Here is a 15,356-nt window from a genome sequence, read left to right on the forward strand (position 1 = left end):
GTCGACCTCCTCTTGCAGGCCGCGCGCGGGCGCGCGAGAACCCTGTCCAGCTTCGTCGGCGGTGCGCGCAGCGACAATGTCCGAACACGCAACCCTTGGTTGCCGGGCGCTCACCCGACGCGCAGCGCGCGGGCTCAGTCCTCCACGACGCGCGCGGCGATGTCGGTGCGGTACCGACCGCCCTCGAGCGAGATCTCCGCGAGCCCACGGTAGGTCCGGTCGCGGGCCTCGGCGAAGGTCGTGCCGAGTCCCACGACGTTCAGCACGCGTCCGCCCGTCGCGATGAGCCGGTCGCCGTCGACCGCGGTGGCGGCGTGCGCGATGTGCACGCCCTCGACGGATGCGGCAGCATCCAGTCCCCCTATCGCGCGACCGGTCACGGGAGCTTCGGGGTATCCCTCGCTCGCGAGCACGACGGTCACCGCGACCGCATCGGCGAACGCCGGGCGCGGCCGGTCTTCGAGCGTTCCGGATGCCGCGGCCAGCAGCAGTACCGAGAGCGGGTCGACGAGCCGGGGGAGCACGACCTGGGTCTCTGGGTCGCCGAAGCGCGCGTTGAACTCGATCACCTTGATGCCGTGCTCGGTCAGGATCAGGCCGGCGTAGAGCAGGCCGATGAACGGCGTGCCCTCGGCATCGAGCTGCCGGATCACGGGCTCGGCGACCTCGGTGGTCACGTGGTGCACGAACGTGTTCTCGTCGCCGAACAGGTCGGAGAGCCAGGGCAGTGGGGAGTAAGCGCCCATTCCGCCGGTGTTGGGTCCGGCGTCCCCGTCTCCGAGGCGCTTGTAGTCCTGCGCGGGACTGAGCGGCAGGACGTGGTCGCCGTCGCTCAGGAAGAAGAGCGACACCTCCGGTCCGGACAGGAACTCCTCGACGAGCACAGCGCCGGACGGCAGGAACGCGGCCGCGTGCGCGAGCGCCGCGCCGCGGTCCTCGGTGACGATCACGCCCTTGCCTGCGGCGAGACCGTCGGCCTTCACCACGTGCGGCGCGCCGAGGTCGTCGAGCGCGTGCTCGACCTCGGCGAGCGTCGTGGCGCGCAGGGCGCGGCCGCTGGGGACACCGGCGGCATCCATGATCCGCTTCGCGAACGCCTTGGATCCCTCCAGCTGCGCGGCGGCACGACCAGGACCGAACACCGGGATACCGCGCTCCCGCAGCGCATCGGCGACACCCGCGACCAGTGGCGCCTCAGGCCCGATCACGACCAGGTCGACGGCGTTCTCCTTCGCGAACGCGGTCACTGCGGCCGGGTGGTTCTGATCCAGGTCGACGATCGTCGCATCGCGCGCGATGCCCGCGTTGCCCGGCGCCGCGAACACGTCGTGGGAGGCTTCCTCCGACCGCAGCGCCAGGATGATGGCGTGCTCTCGCGCGCCGGAGCCGAGGACCAGGATTCTCACCCGCTCAGCCTACTGATCGCCCGCCCGCCGGCTGCCTCGAGACCGCCCATCGGGGGCCCGGCGGTGGGACAATCGAGTCATGACAGCCGAGCGCGGCGATCCGGCCGGCAGGGCCGTCGGTGACGAGCACGTCGTCGATGAGGAGGTCCTGCCCGTCGTCGTGCACTCATCGCCCCGGTACGGCCGATTCCTGATGATCGGAGTCGTCATCGGGCTCGTGGTCGCCGCCGTGCTCACGTTCCTGTCCGGCGTGAACGACGAGCCGGGTGGACCGCTGTCCACCGGCGCCTCCGGCGTGCTGCGGGTGTTCGGGGTGTACGCCGCCGTGTGCGTCGGGATCGGGCTCGTCGTGATGGGCCTGCTCGCGATCCTCCTCGGGCGCCGATCGCTCAAGCATGCGCGCTCCGCGCGGGCGGAGCATGCGACCACGCTCGTCATGGACCTGGACACACCGGTCAACGACGACGTGCCGCGCTGGGTGCGCGACGACGACGACCTCTCGTAGCGGCGCGCTGTCGCGACCGGGGCGTACCGTTGTCGGATGCCGCGCAAGATCACGACCGATGAGGGCCGTTCCGCGCTCGCGGCAGTGGGTGCGGCGGATGCTGCAGGGGCGACGCCCGCCCGCACAGAGCTCGCGACGGCAGTGCGCTACCTCCTGCAGCTGCTCGTCGAGAAGGCTCCAGGCGGCGCGGTCGAGGTGCGCGTGCCCCCGTTCGGAGCCGTGCAGGTGATCGAGGGCCCCCGGCACACGCGCGGCACACCGCCGAACGTCGTCGAGACCGACGCCGTCACGTGGATCGCGCTGGCCACCGGCCGGCAGCGCTGGGAGGATGCGGCGGCCTCTGGCCGGATCCTCGCGTCCGGCATCCGTGCCGACCTCACCGACGTGCTGCCGCTGCGTCCCTGACCGGTCACCCTGCGGCATCCCGCCGTTGCGTGCGGTGAGAGAATGGAGTCATGGCCGAACAGGCGCAGACCCCCGACGAACTCGATGCCGCGGCATCCCCTCCCGCGAGCGACGAGCGCGAACCGCTGACCGTCGTCGAGGAGCACGTCGAGACCGTGCGGGTGCGGCGCTCGCCGAAGTACGCGGTGTTCCTGGCGGCCGGCGCGGGTCTCGGCATCCTCGTCGCGCTCATCCTGACCTTCTTCTTCAACGGCACCGGCGAGGTGAGCCCCAACACCGGGCTGGTCTACTCGCAGAGCCAGGTGTTCGGCTTCCTGGCGCTGATCTGCATCACGGTCGGCGTCGTGCTCGGAGGGGTGATCGCGCTGCTCCTGGACCGCGTCCTCGCCAAGCGCACGCGCGAGATCACGGTCGACCGCGAGAGCGTGCGCGTCGAGGACTGACGCCGCCGCTAGGCGAGTTCGGCGATGATCGGGTGGATCGCCGCGTCGAACGCGACCACGTCTCCGCGAAGTCCGTCGGTGACGGCGATCGTGAGGGACCCGATCCACCACACGCCGCGCTGCGTGAGCGGCAGCACCTGCACGTTCAGTTCGAACGAGTGCGCCCTGCGCCCCACCTGGCGCTCGTGCTCGGCGATCGCACTCGCGTACGCACGATACGAGACCCCCGGCTTGGCGGCGGAGTCCTTGCGATAGCGCTCGTGCGCGGACTGCGAGAACGCGAGCGCCTCACCCGCGTAGGGCATGATCGCGGCTTTGAGCACGTCCGACCCCTGCGACGGCAGCGCCACGAGCGTCTCGAATCCGTCGACGAGCTCGAGCGGCACCGGAGAAGGGTGGGCGGTCGGCTCGACCGTCATCGCCCAGTACTCCCGCCACTGCCGCTCGAGCAGAGCCTGTGCCTCCTCGGTGCGGTCGTTGACGCGGGGAGGGATGCCGCGCAGGTGCGGCAGCTCATCGGGCGAGCGGATGCCGAGCACCTGGCGCAGATACAGGGCGAGCAGAACCGGCTGGCCCGCGTCCTCGCGGATCAGCCACTCCGGAGCCCCGGTTCCGCCCATGCCGTCAGTCTACGGCGGGGTGGCCCCATCGGCGTGGGGACCCGGCATCCGCCCAGGTCGCCCGCCGGTAGGCTGGGTGCGTGGCCTCACCCTCCCACGACATCCCTTCCTCGTCAGGAAGCGCACCAGTGAATCCCTACGCCGAAGCCGGAGTCGATACGGCCGCGGGCGACCTCGCGGTCGAGCTGATGAAGTCAGCGGTGCGGCGCACTCACGGCCCGGAGGTCCTCGGCGGGGTCGGCGGTTTCGCCGGACTGTTCGACGCATCCGCGCTGCGCACCTACGCGCGTCCGCTGCTGGCGACGAGCACCGACGGCGTCGGCACGAAGGTGGCGATCGCGCAGGCCATCGACAAGCACGACACGATCGGCATCGACCTGGTCGGCATGGTCGTGGACGACATCGTCGTGGTCGGCGCGAAGCCGCTGTTCATGACCGACTACATCGCCTGCGGCAAGGTGTTCCCGGAGCGCATCGCCGACATCGTGGCGGGCATCGCGCGCGGCTGCGCGGAGACGGGCACGGCGCTGGTGGGCGGCGAGACCGCCGAGCACCCGGGTCTTCTCGGCATCAACGACTACGACGTCGCGGGGGCCGCCACCGGAGTGGTGGAGGCCGGCCGCATCCTCGGCGCCGACCGGGTCCATGCGGGTGATGTCGTGCTTGCGCTCGCGTCCAGCGGTCTGCACTCGAACGGCTACTCCCTCGTCCGCCACATCGTCGCCGGCGCCGGCATCCAGTACGGCGACAACGCGGCCGATCTGGGCACGACGTGGGGTGAGGCGCTCCTGGAGCCCACCCGCCTCTACACCTCGCCCCTGCTGCGGCTGATCACCGATCTCGGCGGCGGGGTGCATGCGCTCAGCCACGTGACCGGCGGCGGCATCGCCGCCAACCTCGCCCGGGTGCTGCCGCGGAGCACGTGGGTCGAGGTCGACCGGTCGACCTGGTCGCCGCCCCCGGTGTTCCGCACGCTCGCCGATCTCGGCGGCCTCGAACTCGAGGCGACCGAGGGCACCTGGAACCTCGGCATCGGCTTCGTCGCGGTCGTCGCAGCCGACAGGGCGGATGCCGCGGCCTCCGCGCTGGCGCAGGACGGCATCGCGACCTGGCAGGTCGGGGTCATCCGCGACGGTGCCCGGCCCGACGACGCGCACGGTGCGTTCGAGCAGGGTGCCAAGGGCGTCGACGGGGGAGCCGTCCGCCTGGTCGGGTCATTCAACGACGGCGAATCGAGCTAGGTCCCATGTGCGGCATCGTCGGAATGGTCGGGCAGGGTTCGGTCAACCAGGAGATCTACGACGCGCTCCTGCTCCTGCAGCATCGCGGGCAGGACTCGACGGGCATCGCGACCGCCGAAGCCAGCGGCATCTTCCACATCGCGAAGGCGAAGGGTCAGGTGCGCGAGGCCTTCCGCACCCGCGACATGCGGGCGCTGCTCGGCGAGATCGGCCTGGGGCATGTGCGATACGCCACCAAGGGCACGGCATCCAACGAGGAGGAGGCGCAGCCCTTCTACGTGAACGCGCCGTACGGCATCGTCCTCGTGCACAACGGCAACCTGACCAACACGCGCGAGCTCACCGACGAGCTGTTCCACAACGACCGCCGGCACCTCAACACGAGCAGCGACACCGAGCTGCTCGTGAACGTGCTCGCGAACGAGCTGCAGTCCTCCATCTCGGGCATCGAGCTCGATCCGGAGCAGGTCTTCCAGGCGGTCTCCCGGGTGCACGAGCGCGTCGAGGGCTCGTACGCGGCCATCGCGCTGATCGCCGGCTACGGTCTGCTCGCGTTCCGCGATCCGTTCGGCATCCGTCCGCTCATCATCGGCACTCGCCCCGCAGTCGACCCGGAGACCGGGAAGACCGCGTACGAGTGGATCGTGACGTCCGAGTCGCTCGTCCTGGAGAACGGGGGCTTCGAGGTCGTCCGCGACGTGCTGCCCGGCGAGGCCGTGTTCGTCGACCTGGACGGTCACCTGCACACCAAGCAGTGCGCGACGGATCCGAAGCTCGTGCCGTGCTCGTTCGAGTACGTCTACCTCGCCCGGCCCGACTCGATCATGAACGGCATCTCGGTGTACGAGGCGCGACTGCGCCTGGGCGAGCGCCTCGCCGACACGATCGCCAAGTACACGCCGATGAATGCGATCGACGTCGTGATGCCGATCCCGGACTCCTCGCGACCCGCCGCGATGCAGGTCGCCCGCAAGCTCGGCATCGAGTACCGCGAGGGCTTCTACAAGAACCGCTACGTCGGCCGGACGTTCATCATGCCCGGCCAGGCGGTGCGCAAGAAGAGCGTGCGCCAGAAGCTCAACGCGATGTCGAGCGAGTTCAAGGGCAAGAACGTGCTGCTGATCGACGACTCGATCGTGCGCGGGACGACCTCGAAGGAGATCATCCAGATGGCCCGGGATGCCGGCGCCCTCTCGGTCACGTTCGCCTCGGCCGCTCCGCCCGTGCGCTACCCCCACGTCTACGGCATCAACATGCCGTCGCGGCACGAGCTCGTCGCGCACGGCAGGACCATTCCGGAGATCGCCAAGGAGCTCGGCGCGGACTACATGGTCTACCAGGAGGTCGAGGACCTCAAGGCCGCGATCCTCGAGGGCTCAGACGTCGAAGACCTCGACATGAGCTGCTTCGACGGCCGCTACGTCACCGGGACGGTGACCGAGGAGTACCTCGCGTGGGTCGAGGGCAGCCAGGAGTCTTGACCTCCCCTGCAGTCGACTTGTGGTGAACGGCCGCTCTGGGTGGCGCTGACGCGTCCGAATGCCGCAAGTCACCGGCCGCGGGTCACAGATCCTGGTGGAACTCCTCGATCAGGTGATCGACGACCGCCGTCATCGCCTGGTCCTGGTCGGCGCCGGCCGCAGTCGCCTCGGCGACCACCGCCCGCTGTCGCTGAGCGGACGTGCCGTCAGTGGCGATCGAGAGGACCCGCACCATCTCGTCGCGGCAGTCGAGGGCCTCGGCATCCTCCGCGATCATCTCGACGAGCTCGGCCATGAGTTGCGGGAACGGCACGATCGTGTTCGCGCCGAAGTCGATCAGTCCCTCGGTGACGCCGTACCGCTGTGCGCGCCACCGGTTCTCGCCCACGAGGAAGCGGTCGTAGATGCGCCAGCGCTGGTTTCTGATGCGCAGGCGCCAGAGCATGCGCATCAGGCACTGAGTGACGGCGGCGAGCGTGAGGGCATCCACCGCGCGCGGTGACACGTCCATGATGCGCGTCTCGAGCGTCGGGTACCGGTTCGAGGGGCGGATGTCCCACCAGATCTTCGACGAGTCCTCGATGATCCCGAGGTCGACGAGCACCCCGACCGAGCGCTGCAGCTCCGCCCAGCTTTGGTAGTCCGGCGGCAGGCCGGTGCGCGGCAGGTTGTCGAACACCGAGATCCGGTACGAGGCCAGCCCGGTGTCCTCGCCCTGCCAGAACGGCGATGAGGTCGACAGCGCGAGCAGGTGCGGCAGGAAATAGGGCATCTGGCGCAGCAGGTCGCTGCGCAGCGCGTTGTCGCCGATTCCGATGTGCACGTGACAGCCGCAGATCAGCAGCCGGCGTGCGACGCCGGCCAGATCCCGCTCGAGGCCGCGATACCGCTCCTTGTCAGTGTGGTGCTGGTGCTTCCAGTCGGAGAACGGATGACAGGATGCCGCGATCGGCGCGAGTCCATAGCGGGCGGCGTGCCGCGAGATGGTCGACCGCAGGCGTCGCAGATCGTCCCGTGCCTCAGCGACGTTCCGGCACACCTTCGTGCCGATCTCGACCTGGCACTGCTTGTACTCGGGGCTGACCTGATCCTGCAGGTCGGCACGGCAGTCCTCGATGAAGTCCTCGGGAGCCACCCCCAGCGCCCGGGAATCGCGGTCGACGAGGAGGTACTCCTCTTCGATCCCCATCGTGAACTCGGGTCGCTCCATCGCGACCTCCTTCCGTTGCCCTATCTCAGCGTGCCGCGGCGCGGACGGCAAGAGCGGCGGCCCGAGAGAGCGGACCCGTCCCCGCACCTAGGCTTGATGAGTGACTCCGACTCCTGCCGGTCCCTCCTCGGGGTCCGCCCCAGAACCCCGGCTCGCCGGCTCGCGCCCGCTGTGGCAGGGTCGGGCCCTCGCGGTCATCGGCATCGTCCTGTTCGCGTTCTCCCTGCGCTCGGCGGTGGCTTCGCTCTCTCCGCTGATCGACCACATCACGGTGGACTTCGCGATGCCCGCGGCGATCATCGGGCTGATCGGAACGGCACCACCGGTCTGCTACGCCGTGTTCGGCATCCTGACCCCACTGTTCGAGCGGCGGCTGGGGCTGGAGCGACTGACCGTGATCTCGATCGTCGTCGTGGCGGTGGGCATGGTGCTGCGCGGCTTCGCCGCCGACTCGGTGGGGCTCCTCCTGTCGACCTCGTTGATCTTCGCTGCCGTGGGAGTCGGCAACATCCTGCTGCCGCCGCTCGTGCGGAAGTACTTCCCCGCTCGCATCGGGCTGATGACCACGATCTACTCGACCACGATGGCGGTGGCCTCCTTCACGCCGCCGTTGGTCGCCGTGCCGGTCGCCGACGCCTCCAGCTGGCGGTTCTCGATCGGGATGTGGGCCGTCTTCGCCGTGGTGGCGATCATTCCGTGGGTCGCGATGCTCGTGCGCGAGCGCGCCGCGGCGTCCGACGACGCCATCGAGCCGCCCAACCCCCGGGTGTTCGGCCGCATGTGGCGACTGCCCCTGGCCTGGGCGCTCGCCGTCGGGTTCCTTGCGGCGGGGTCGATCGCGTACACGTCCTTCGCCTGGCTGCCGCAGCTGCTCGTCGACACGGCCGGCGTCACGCCCGCTGCGGCCGGCGCACTGCTGTCGCTCTTCGCGGCGATGGGGCTGCCGGCATCCCTTCTCGTCCCCCTCCTGGTGACGCGGTACAACGCCACCCGCGTGCTCTTCGGCGTCGCGGTCGCGACCGGTTTCGCCGGCATCGCGGGACTCCTGTTCGCACCGCAAGCGGCCCCGTGGCTGTGGGTCGGGCTCCTGGGTCTGGAACCGCTGCTGTTCCCGCTCACCCTCGTGCTGCTCGGACTGCGCACCCGCACGCACGAGGGATCGGTCGCGTTGAGCGGGTTCGTGCAGAGCATCGGCTACGCGATCGTGGCGCTGTTCCCGGTCGGGATCGGGCTGCTGCACGGTGCGACCGACTCGTGGACAGGCCCGCTGATCGTGCTCGCGTGCGTGGTGGCGGCCGCGATCCCCGCGGGGGTCGTCGTCGCCAAGCGCGCCACGATCGAGGACGAGTGGGAGCGCCGGCACGGAGCCTGGTAGCCCGGCGGCTCCGCTCGGGGCTGATTGCCAGGCAGACTCGCGATATATCGTGTTAGGGTCCTGACATGGATCACCTGCCGAGCCACGCCGAACAGGCTGCCGTCTGGGGCGGAGAGCACCTCTCCGACGACCTCGAGCGCACGGTGCGCTCCGAGATCGTGGAGGCGGAGCGTCCCGACCACCCGATTCGCCGGATGCTGCGCCGTGCGCGTGCGCGGGTGTCGAAGCATCCGCGACTCGAGCACGCCTACCGAGTCGGCGTCGGCATCCTCGGCGGAACGCTGACCGCGATCGGCATCCTGTTCATCCCGCTGCCCGGACCCGGGTGGCTCATCGTCTTCCTCGGGCTCGCGGTGCTCGGCACCGAGTTCCGCTGGGCCAGGCGCATGGCGGTCTGGCTCAAGCGTCAGCTCGACCGCTTCTGGGCGTGGTGGAAGGCGCGGCGCGCAGCACGCGCGTCGCAGCGCGCCACGGCCTGATGACCGAGGCTGACGCGACGGAGGAGAGGACTAAGCCTTCTCGTCCTCGTACTCGTCGGCGTACTGGTCCGCCCACTTGTCGACGTACTGCTCGTCGTCCGGGTGGCCCAGTTCCTTCTCCAGTGCGGAGTAGTTGACGGTCGGGCTGTACGACTTGAGTTCGCGCGCGATCTTGGTGTGCTTCGCCTTCTGACGGCCACGCCCCATGCGAGACCCCCTCATTTCTGAGTCGCGGGCGGTGCGGGGGCATTCCGCCGCGTCAACCCGGGCATTCACGAAACCGGCTCGAGGCCGGTAAGAGTAGCATTCAGGATAACACGGAGCCCCTGGTCACCGACCGCTCCGACCCGGCACGGAAAGGGCGAAGACGCATGGCGGATCACGCACCCGAGGGCCCTGTCGGGGACGCCGATCCGGCCCCGGTCGGCGCCGACGAAGCGGCCGCACTGCAGGGCGCGGTGCTCGTGGGAGTCGTGCCCGGTCTGCCGGTCCGTGTGCTCAAGGAGGCCGGACGCTACGCCAAGCTCCTGCATGCTCCGCTCGTCGTCGTCCACGTGGATGTCACGCGATTCGTCACGTACGAAGACCCGGACGGCTACGTGCACTCGGCGCCGATCGACATCAACGTCGCGGCAGGCGAGGGGGACCTCGCGATCGTCACCGCGGAGGCCGAGAAGGTCCTCGCCGGTCATGAGGTCGAGTGGACCGTCAAGCAGCTCGTGGGCGACCCTGCCATGGCGATGAAGCACCTCGCCGATCAGGTCGACGCGAAGCTCCTCGTCGTCGGAACGCGCAAGCGCGGACTCGGCGAGTCGATCCGCGAGTTCTTCACCGGCTCGGTCGCTGCGCGGCTCGCGCATCGACAGCAGCGGCCCATCCTGGTCATCCCGCTCGGTGAACCCGTGCCGGATGACGAGGAGATCTGGCCCGGCTGAGCGCCGACGCCGAACCGCGAGACCGCATCCGAGCGCCGAGACTTCGGGTGAACCCCTCGGTCTCGACCTCCCGGTGCAGTCTCGCGGTCCTGGGCGAGGTGATCAGCCGCGCAGCGTGCGCGTGATGTCGCGGGCGATGTCGTCGAGCGACTTCGCGAGATCATCGATGACGGATGCCGCCAGCTCGCCGCCGCGGGCGACATGCGACCGCAGGTCCGCGCGCACCTGGGCGCGGAACTCGTTGATCCGCTCGTCGGCGCGATGCACCTGCTCGCGGCTGGCCGTGCGAGGGTCGTCCGCGCCGGAGAAGCCCGCGGGTGCCGTCTGGTTCGCGGTGGCCCGCTCATCGCGCGCCGCTGCGGCGAGATCGGCGCGAAGGCTCTTCATCGCCTCGCGGACATTACCGCGCACTTCGTCGGCGATCAGCCGGACGGAGTCGGTGAGGCCCGCCTCGATGCCCTCGAGGTCACCGCTGCGCGCGGCCACCTCGGCGCGTCCGGCATCCGTGATCTCATAGACCGTCTTGCGACCGTCGACCGTCTTGGTCACAAGTCCCTCCTCCTCGAGCTTCGCGAGGCGCGGGTAGATTGTGCCGGCGCTCGGCGTGTACGTGCCGCCCGTCCGGTCCGAGAGCGCCTGCATGAGGTCGTAGCCATGACGTGGCCCCTCGTCGAGCAGGCTGAGCAGGTAGAGGCGGAGGTCGCCGTGCGAGAAGACGGGTGCCATCACCACTCCTCTTCGATGGCCGGTCGGGAGTCGGATCCGGCATCGGCCGCTGTCGGCGCATCGGCCGAGGCGCCGACCCGGCGCAGCACGGTGACGCCGCCGGAGACGGAGTTCGCGCGCACGTCGACGAAGGAGCCGCTGAGCTCGCCCACCGAGCCGGTGAAGTTCGTGGTCGGGCCGTTTCCTCGGCCGGAGCGCACGACGCCGTCGACCTGGACGCGTCCGCTGACGCTGCGCACGACGTAGTTGGCCGGGAGGCCCTCGTCGAGGCGGACCGTGGCCTGGCCGCTGACCGTGTTGAGACCGACCTGGTGGGCCTCGCCGGTGGTGTCCACGAGCATCGCACCGGAGACGGTGTCGATCGTCGCCTTGCGGAGACTGCCCGTCGCTGCGACATCGCCCGACACGCTGTTGGCGCTCAGCGCGCCGACGAGCTCTCGGATCTGCACATCGCCGGAGACCGCGTTCACCGTCAGGTCGCCCGTGAGGCCGTCGACGATGATATCGCCGGAGACCGTGTTCAGGCGGGCATCGTTGCGGATGCCGGAGACGAGCGCGCTCGCGCTGACGACGCCCAGGTTGAGCGCGACCTCGCGCGGCACCGCCACGCTGATCTCGGCCTTCGGGCCTCCGGCGCCGAAGTTGCGGAACACCTCCAGGAAGTTGTCCCAGCGCAACTGCGGGTGATCGATCTCGACCACGTCGCCGGTCACCTCGATGCGGAGGTCTTTGATCGTGACCCCGTGCACTTCGATGCGCGCGCCCGGTTCGTCGTGGCCGATCACATCGATCTGTCCACCGACGAGGCCGACCTTGAGCTTGCGGACGGTTTCGATGTCGATGACTCGGGTCTCGCCCGGGTGGATGATCCACTTCTCGAGGGTCATTGTGTGCTCCAGAGTTCCGTTCTGATGGGACTGACTCGCGATATATCGCGATGAGTCAACGATAACACGATATATCGCGAATGTGTCAACCCATCCTTGGACTTCGAAGAGGGTTTGCAGACTTGACATTGACGTAACGTCAAGATCTAGCGTGTATGTCGAACCGCTGCGAAGGAAAGGGGGCGGCCATGCAGACCGAGGAGTGGTCGATCCAGCAGATCGCGAAGATCGCCGGAACGACGAGCCGCACCCTGCGCCATTACGGCGATGTGGGGCTGCTGCCGCCGTCGAGCATCGGCCGGAACGGCTACCGCCACTACGACAGGGAGTCCCTCGTGCGCCTGCAGCGGATCCTTCTGCTGCGCGACCTCGGACTGGGGCTTCCGCAGATCGCGGACGTGCTCGATCGGGAGGGCAGTCAGGAGGATGCCCTGACCGGCCACCTCGCGTGGCTGCGGCAGGAGCAGGACAGGCTGGAGCGGCAGATCGTGTCGGTTCAGCTCACCATCGAGGCATTGAGAGGAGGTGAACGACTCATGGCAGAAGACATGTTCGACGGCTTCGACCACACACAGTACAAGGACGAAGTGGAGCAGCGCTGGGGCAAGCGCGCCTACGCCGACAGCGACCGCTGGTGGCGCGGGATGAGCGCCGACGAGAAGTCGGCGTGGAAGCAGCGCCTCACGGACCTGACGAGCGACTGGGTCGCGGCGGCCGAGGCGGGCGTGGCGCCCGACGGCCCCGAGGGGACTGCGCTCGCGCAACGGCACGTCGAGTGGCTGACCGGCATCCCCGGCACGCCCGCGGCCGGGCCGGACGGCGACGTCAAGGCGTACGTCATCGGACTCGGCGAGATGTACGTCGCCGACGAGCGATTCGGCGCGAACTACGGCGGCACGACCGGTGCCGAGTTCGTCCGCGACGCGCTGCGCGCATACGCGGACGCGAACCTGTAGCAGCGCGAGCGGATGCCGCACCCCGACCGGACAGCCGGGCGTGCGGCATCCGCCGGCGTCGTGCGGTCAGCCCGCCGCGCGCTCAGCGTTGGTGAGATCGAGGATTCCCGCGCGCGCGGTCTCGACGGCGGCCGCCACCGCGCCGATGGAAACGACGTCGGCGCCAAGCGGAGACGCGTGGATCTCGGGGATCGGCAGGTCGAGCTCATCCGGAAGCGCACGCCTGGCGGCGTCGATCACAGGCTCGATGCCGCCTGAGACGGCGCCCGAGACGATCAGGCGCCGCGGGTCGAACAGGCTCCCGAACACGCCGGTGATCACCGCGAGACTCTCGCCGACGCGCTGAGTCACACGCAGGGCGTCGGCATCGCCGGCCGCGGCGAGTTCGAGCACGAGGCGCCCGTCGATCTCCGCGGGCGCGTGCCGGGCCAACCGGTGATCCGCGGGGATGTCGCCGGCGGCGATGGCTTCGCGCGCCCATTGCGCCGCCCGAAAGCCCAAACCCCACGCACCGCCCACGCCGACGACGTGGTCGAACGCCACCATCTCGGCGACGCCGCCGTGGGCGCCGCGGAGGATCCGGCCGTCCACGGCGATGCCCGCGCCGAGCCGCTCGCCGGCCAGAAGCACGACGAAGTCGTCGAATCCGACCGCTGCGCCCGAGGTGCGCTCGGCCATGGCGGCCAGGTACGCATCGTTCTCCACGCGTACGAGCGGGATCGGCGCCGCGAATCCGTCGGCGAACCCCGGATTCATCCGTCGCCAGAATCCGTCCCGATGAGGGGGTGACTCGCCGGCGGCGTTCACCGGCGCCGGCACGCCGACGCAGAGCGCTATCGCGTCCGCGCGTGAGCGACCGGCGGTCGTGAGAGCGGCATCCAGCGCGCGCTCCGCGAGCGCGCGGCGCACGTCGCCGCCGTCGTTCTCCGGATCGAGATCGATGTGCTGACGAACGAGCGTGCGACCGCGCAGATCGGCGACCGTCGTGATCAGGTGCCCACGGCCCACGTCGATCCCCACGACAGCCCCCGCGTCGGCGCGCAATTCGAACCGGCGGGACGGCCGGCCTTTGTGGTAGTCGCCCGCCGCGCGGGCGTTCGGCAGTTCACGCAGCAGCCCTCGGTGGACAAGCTCGTCGATCACGTCGATCGTCGTCGACCGGGTCAGGCCGACGCCGGCCATCGCGTCGCTGGCTGTGAAGTCTGCTGCGTCCCACGCGTGATTGAGGACCGCGGCCAGGCTCGCCCTGCGCAGGGGATTCGGAGGGGTGCCGGAGATCACATCAGTCACGGGTATTGACCTTTCGATCCATCCTCGCCATTATGGGTCACACAAATTGATTCGACTGGTAAATCTAATCTTCGAAACAAAATTCCTGATCCAAAGACGGATCGTTGGAAGGGGACAGTGTCGTGCCGAATCCATCCAGAATCTTCACCCGGCGCGCGGCGGCAGCGCTCGCGGTCGTGCTCATCGGGTCGACCCTCGGGGCGTGTGCGAGTTCCGGCGGCCGCGAGACGATCCGGTTCGCCCTCGCCAAGCCCGAGGCGATCCCCTACATGCGGGACCTCGTCCAGGAGTACAACAGCTCGCAGGACGATGTGACCGTGGTGCTCGACACCTCCGGCATCGATGCGGTCTCGGCCGGATTCGTCCGTGGCGATCCGCCCGACATCGCCCTGAACAACTACAACCAGGAGACCGCGCGCTTCATCCAGCGCTGCGCGATGTCCGATCTCTCCGACACCGAGGCGGCGCAGAGCGTTCGGGAGGACCTGACGCCGTTCATGGATCAGTTCGGCGTATGCGAGGGTCGCACGAGCGCGATCCCGTATTCGATCATGGGCGCGGCGGTGATCTACAACAAGGAGATCTTCGAGCAGAACGATCTCGAAGTGCCGACCACGTGGGATGAGCTGATCGAGGTGTGCGAGACGCTCGAGGCCGCGGGGATCACGCCGTTCTACGCGACCTTCGCGGACAACTGGACGGTGGGACAGGGCTGGTACGACTACACCGTGGGCGGCATGCTCGACACGGTCACGTTCTTCGACGAGCTCGCTGCGGAGGGCCCGAACGTCGGGCCGGACTCGGCGGTCTCGTTCCAGAAGGATCAGGCCGAACCGGTCGACAGGATGCTCGAGCTGTCGCAGTACGTCAACGACGACGCCGCGAGCCGCACGTACGGCGACGGCAACACGGCGATGGCGAACGGCGAGGGCGCGATGTACCTGCAGGGCCCGTGGGCGCTGGGCGAGATCGCGAAGGCGGCCCCCGACCTCGACCTCGGGATGTTCCCGCTGCCGGTCACCGACGATCCGGGTGACCTGAAGGCCAGGATCAACATGGACCTCGCCGCGTGGATCCCCGTGGCGTCGAAGCACCAGGAAGCTGCCCGCGCGTTTCTGGCGTACCTCTACCAGCCGGAGGTCATCCAGGCGTACAACGAGTCGCAATTGGGATTCGTGCCGACCAAGAACGCCCCGCCCGTCGAGGACGAGCGCATCATCGGGCTCCAGGAGTACATCGACGCCGGCGACGTCTACCAGGGCTCGACGCAGCTCGTGCCTCGAGCGATCCCGATCATGAACTACACGCAGGCCATCATCCTGGGCAGCGATCCGCAGCGGATCCTGAGCAACATCGACGCCGACTACGCGCGGCTCGCTTTCCGTCAGCAGTGATCC

Annotated in this window: 17 protein-coding genes; 10 read left to right on the plus strand and 7 right to left on the minus strand. The window is 69.3% G+C overall.

The annotated features are described in order from the left end of the window. Positions 1 to 134: 134 nt before the first annotated feature. Positions 135 to 1,406, minus strand: a complete 1,272-nt coding sequence (purD, locus tag BM349_RS01855) for a phosphoribosylamine--glycine ligase (protein ID WP_091701855.1) — start codon at positions 1,404 to 1,406, stop codon at positions 135 to 137. Positions 1,407 to 1,485: 79 nt separating this feature from the next. Between purD and BM349_RS01860 the strand changes: the two genes are divergently transcribed. Genes BM349_RS01860 through BM349_RS01870 form a run of 3 tightly spaced genes read left to right on the plus strand, consistent with a single transcriptional unit; the run spans position 1,486 to position 2,759 of the window. Then, positions 1,486 to 1,911, plus strand: a complete 426-nt coding sequence (locus BM349_RS01860; RefSeq protein ID WP_091701860.1) for a hypothetical protein — start codon at positions 1,486 to 1,488, stop codon at positions 1,909 to 1,911. A gap of 36 nt (positions 1,912 to 1,947) precedes the next feature. Continuing rightward, the gene (locus BM349_RS01865) at positions 1,948 to 2,316 is read left to right on the plus strand and encodes a sterol carrier family protein (RefSeq protein WP_091701863.1); all 369 of its coding nucleotides are present in this window, start codon (positions 1,948 to 1,950) and stop codon (positions 2,314 to 2,316) included. A gap of 50 nt (positions 2,317 to 2,366) precedes the next feature. Beyond that, a complete protein-coding gene (locus BM349_RS01870) occupies positions 2,367 to 2,759 on the plus strand; it encodes a potassium transporter Trk (protein WP_254773684.1) in 393 nt (130 codons plus the stop codon). Positions 2,760 to 2,767: 8 nt separating this feature from the next. On the opposite strand, the gene BM349_RS01875 is transcribed toward BM349_RS01870, so the two are convergent. Beyond that, a complete protein-coding gene (locus BM349_RS01875) occupies positions 2,768 to 3,379 on the minus strand; it encodes a zinc-binding alcohol dehydrogenase (protein WP_091701866.1) in 612 nt (203 codons plus the stop codon). A gap of 80 nt (positions 3,380 to 3,459) precedes the next feature. On the opposite strand from BM349_RS01875, the gene purM reads away from it, so the two are divergent. Together purM and purF are read left to right on the plus strand one after the other, a co-directional pair. Then, positions 3,460 to 4,620: a phosphoribosylformylglycinamidine cyclo-ligase gene (purM, locus tag BM349_RS01880; RefSeq protein ID WP_302848241.1), complete on the plus strand. Its 1,161-nt coding sequence runs from the start codon at positions 3,460 to 3,462 to the stop codon at positions 4,618 to 4,620. 5 nt (positions 4,621 to 4,625) lie between these two features. Continuing rightward, entirely contained in the window at positions 4,626 to 6,101 is a 1,476-nt protein-coding gene (gene purF / locus BM349_RS01885) for an amidophosphoribosyltransferase (protein ID WP_091701875.1), read from the plus strand. Between the two features lie 82 nt (positions 6,102 to 6,183). Here the strand turns inward: purF and BM349_RS01890 are convergent, their stop codons facing one another. Then, on the minus strand, positions 6,184 to 7,311 hold the full coding sequence (locus BM349_RS01890) for a carboxylate-amine ligase (protein WP_091701880.1): 1,128 nt from the start codon (positions 7,309 to 7,311) through the stop codon (positions 6,184 to 6,186). Between the two features lie 169 nt (positions 7,312 to 7,480). Here BM349_RS01890 and BM349_RS01895 point away from each other — a divergent pair, with 169 nt between their 5' ends. Next, positions 7,481 to 8,686: an MFS transporter gene (locus BM349_RS01895; RefSeq protein ID WP_091704724.1), complete on the plus strand. Its 1,206-nt coding sequence runs from the start codon at positions 7,481 to 7,483 to the stop codon at positions 8,684 to 8,686. 65 nt (positions 8,687 to 8,751) lie between these two features. Next, the gene (locus BM349_RS01900; RefSeq protein ID WP_091701883.1) at positions 8,752 to 9,165 is read left to right on the plus strand and encodes a TIGR02611 family protein; all 414 of its coding nucleotides are present in this window, start codon (positions 8,752 to 8,754) and stop codon (positions 9,163 to 9,165) included. A 30-nt stretch (positions 9,166 to 9,195) separates the two neighbouring features. Here BM349_RS01900 and BM349_RS01905 read toward each other — a convergent pair whose 3' ends face one another. Beyond that, complete coding sequence (locus tag BM349_RS01905) at positions 9,196 to 9,372, minus strand: DUF3073 domain-containing protein (protein ID WP_091701886.1); 177 nt, start codon at positions 9,370 to 9,372, stop codon at positions 9,196 to 9,198. 164 nt (positions 9,373 to 9,536) lie between these two features. Here BM349_RS01905 and BM349_RS01910 point away from each other — a divergent pair, with 164 nt between their 5' ends. Then, complete coding sequence (locus BM349_RS01910; RefSeq protein WP_091701889.1) at positions 9,537 to 10,100, plus strand: universal stress protein; 564 nt, start codon at positions 9,537 to 9,539, stop codon at positions 10,098 to 10,100. Between the two features lie 102 nt (positions 10,101 to 10,202). Here the strand turns inward: BM349_RS01910 and BM349_RS01915 are convergent, their stop codons facing one another. Further along, positions 10,203 to 10,826 carry a PadR family transcriptional regulator gene (locus BM349_RS01915; protein ID WP_091704727.1) on the minus strand — a complete coding sequence of 208 codons (624 nt, stop codon included), beginning with the start codon at positions 10,824 to 10,826 and terminating at the stop codon, positions 10,203 to 10,205. Beyond that, on the minus strand, positions 10,826 to 11,713 hold the full coding sequence (locus BM349_RS01920) for a DUF4097 family beta strand repeat-containing protein (RefSeq protein ID WP_091701892.1): 888 nt from the start codon (positions 11,711 to 11,713) through the stop codon (positions 10,826 to 10,828). Before BM349_RS01920 ends, BM349_RS01915 begins: the two co-directional genes overlap by 1 nt. Positions 11,714 to 11,901: 188 nt before the next feature. Here BM349_RS01920 and BM349_RS01925 point away from each other — a divergent pair, with 188 nt between their 5' ends. Next, on the plus strand, positions 11,902 to 12,669 hold the full coding sequence (locus tag BM349_RS01925; protein ID WP_091701895.1) for a MerR family transcriptional regulator: 768 nt from the start codon (positions 11,902 to 11,904) through the stop codon (positions 12,667 to 12,669). 66 nt (positions 12,670 to 12,735) lie between these two features. Here the strand turns inward: BM349_RS01925 and BM349_RS01930 are convergent, their stop codons facing one another. Then, positions 12,736 to 13,959, minus strand: coding sequence for an ROK family protein (locus BM349_RS01930; RefSeq protein ID WP_091701898.1), 1,224 nt, complete (start codon positions 13,957 to 13,959; stop codon positions 12,736 to 12,738). 122 nt (positions 13,960 to 14,081) lie between these two features. On the opposite strand from BM349_RS01930, the gene BM349_RS01935 reads away from it, so the two are divergent. Beyond that, the gene (locus BM349_RS01935; protein WP_175525156.1) at positions 14,082 to 15,353 is read left to right on the plus strand and encodes an ABC transporter substrate-binding protein; all 1,272 of its coding nucleotides are present in this window, start codon (positions 14,082 to 14,084) and stop codon (positions 15,351 to 15,353) included. Positions 15,354 to 15,356 lie beyond the last annotated feature (3 nt).

Origin of the sequence: Microbacterium sp. cf046 (assembly GCF_900114345.1) — a bacterium.
In the GTDB taxonomy this organism is placed as follows: domain Bacteria; phylum Actinomycetota; class Actinomycetes; order Actinomycetales; family Microbacteriaceae; genus Microbacterium.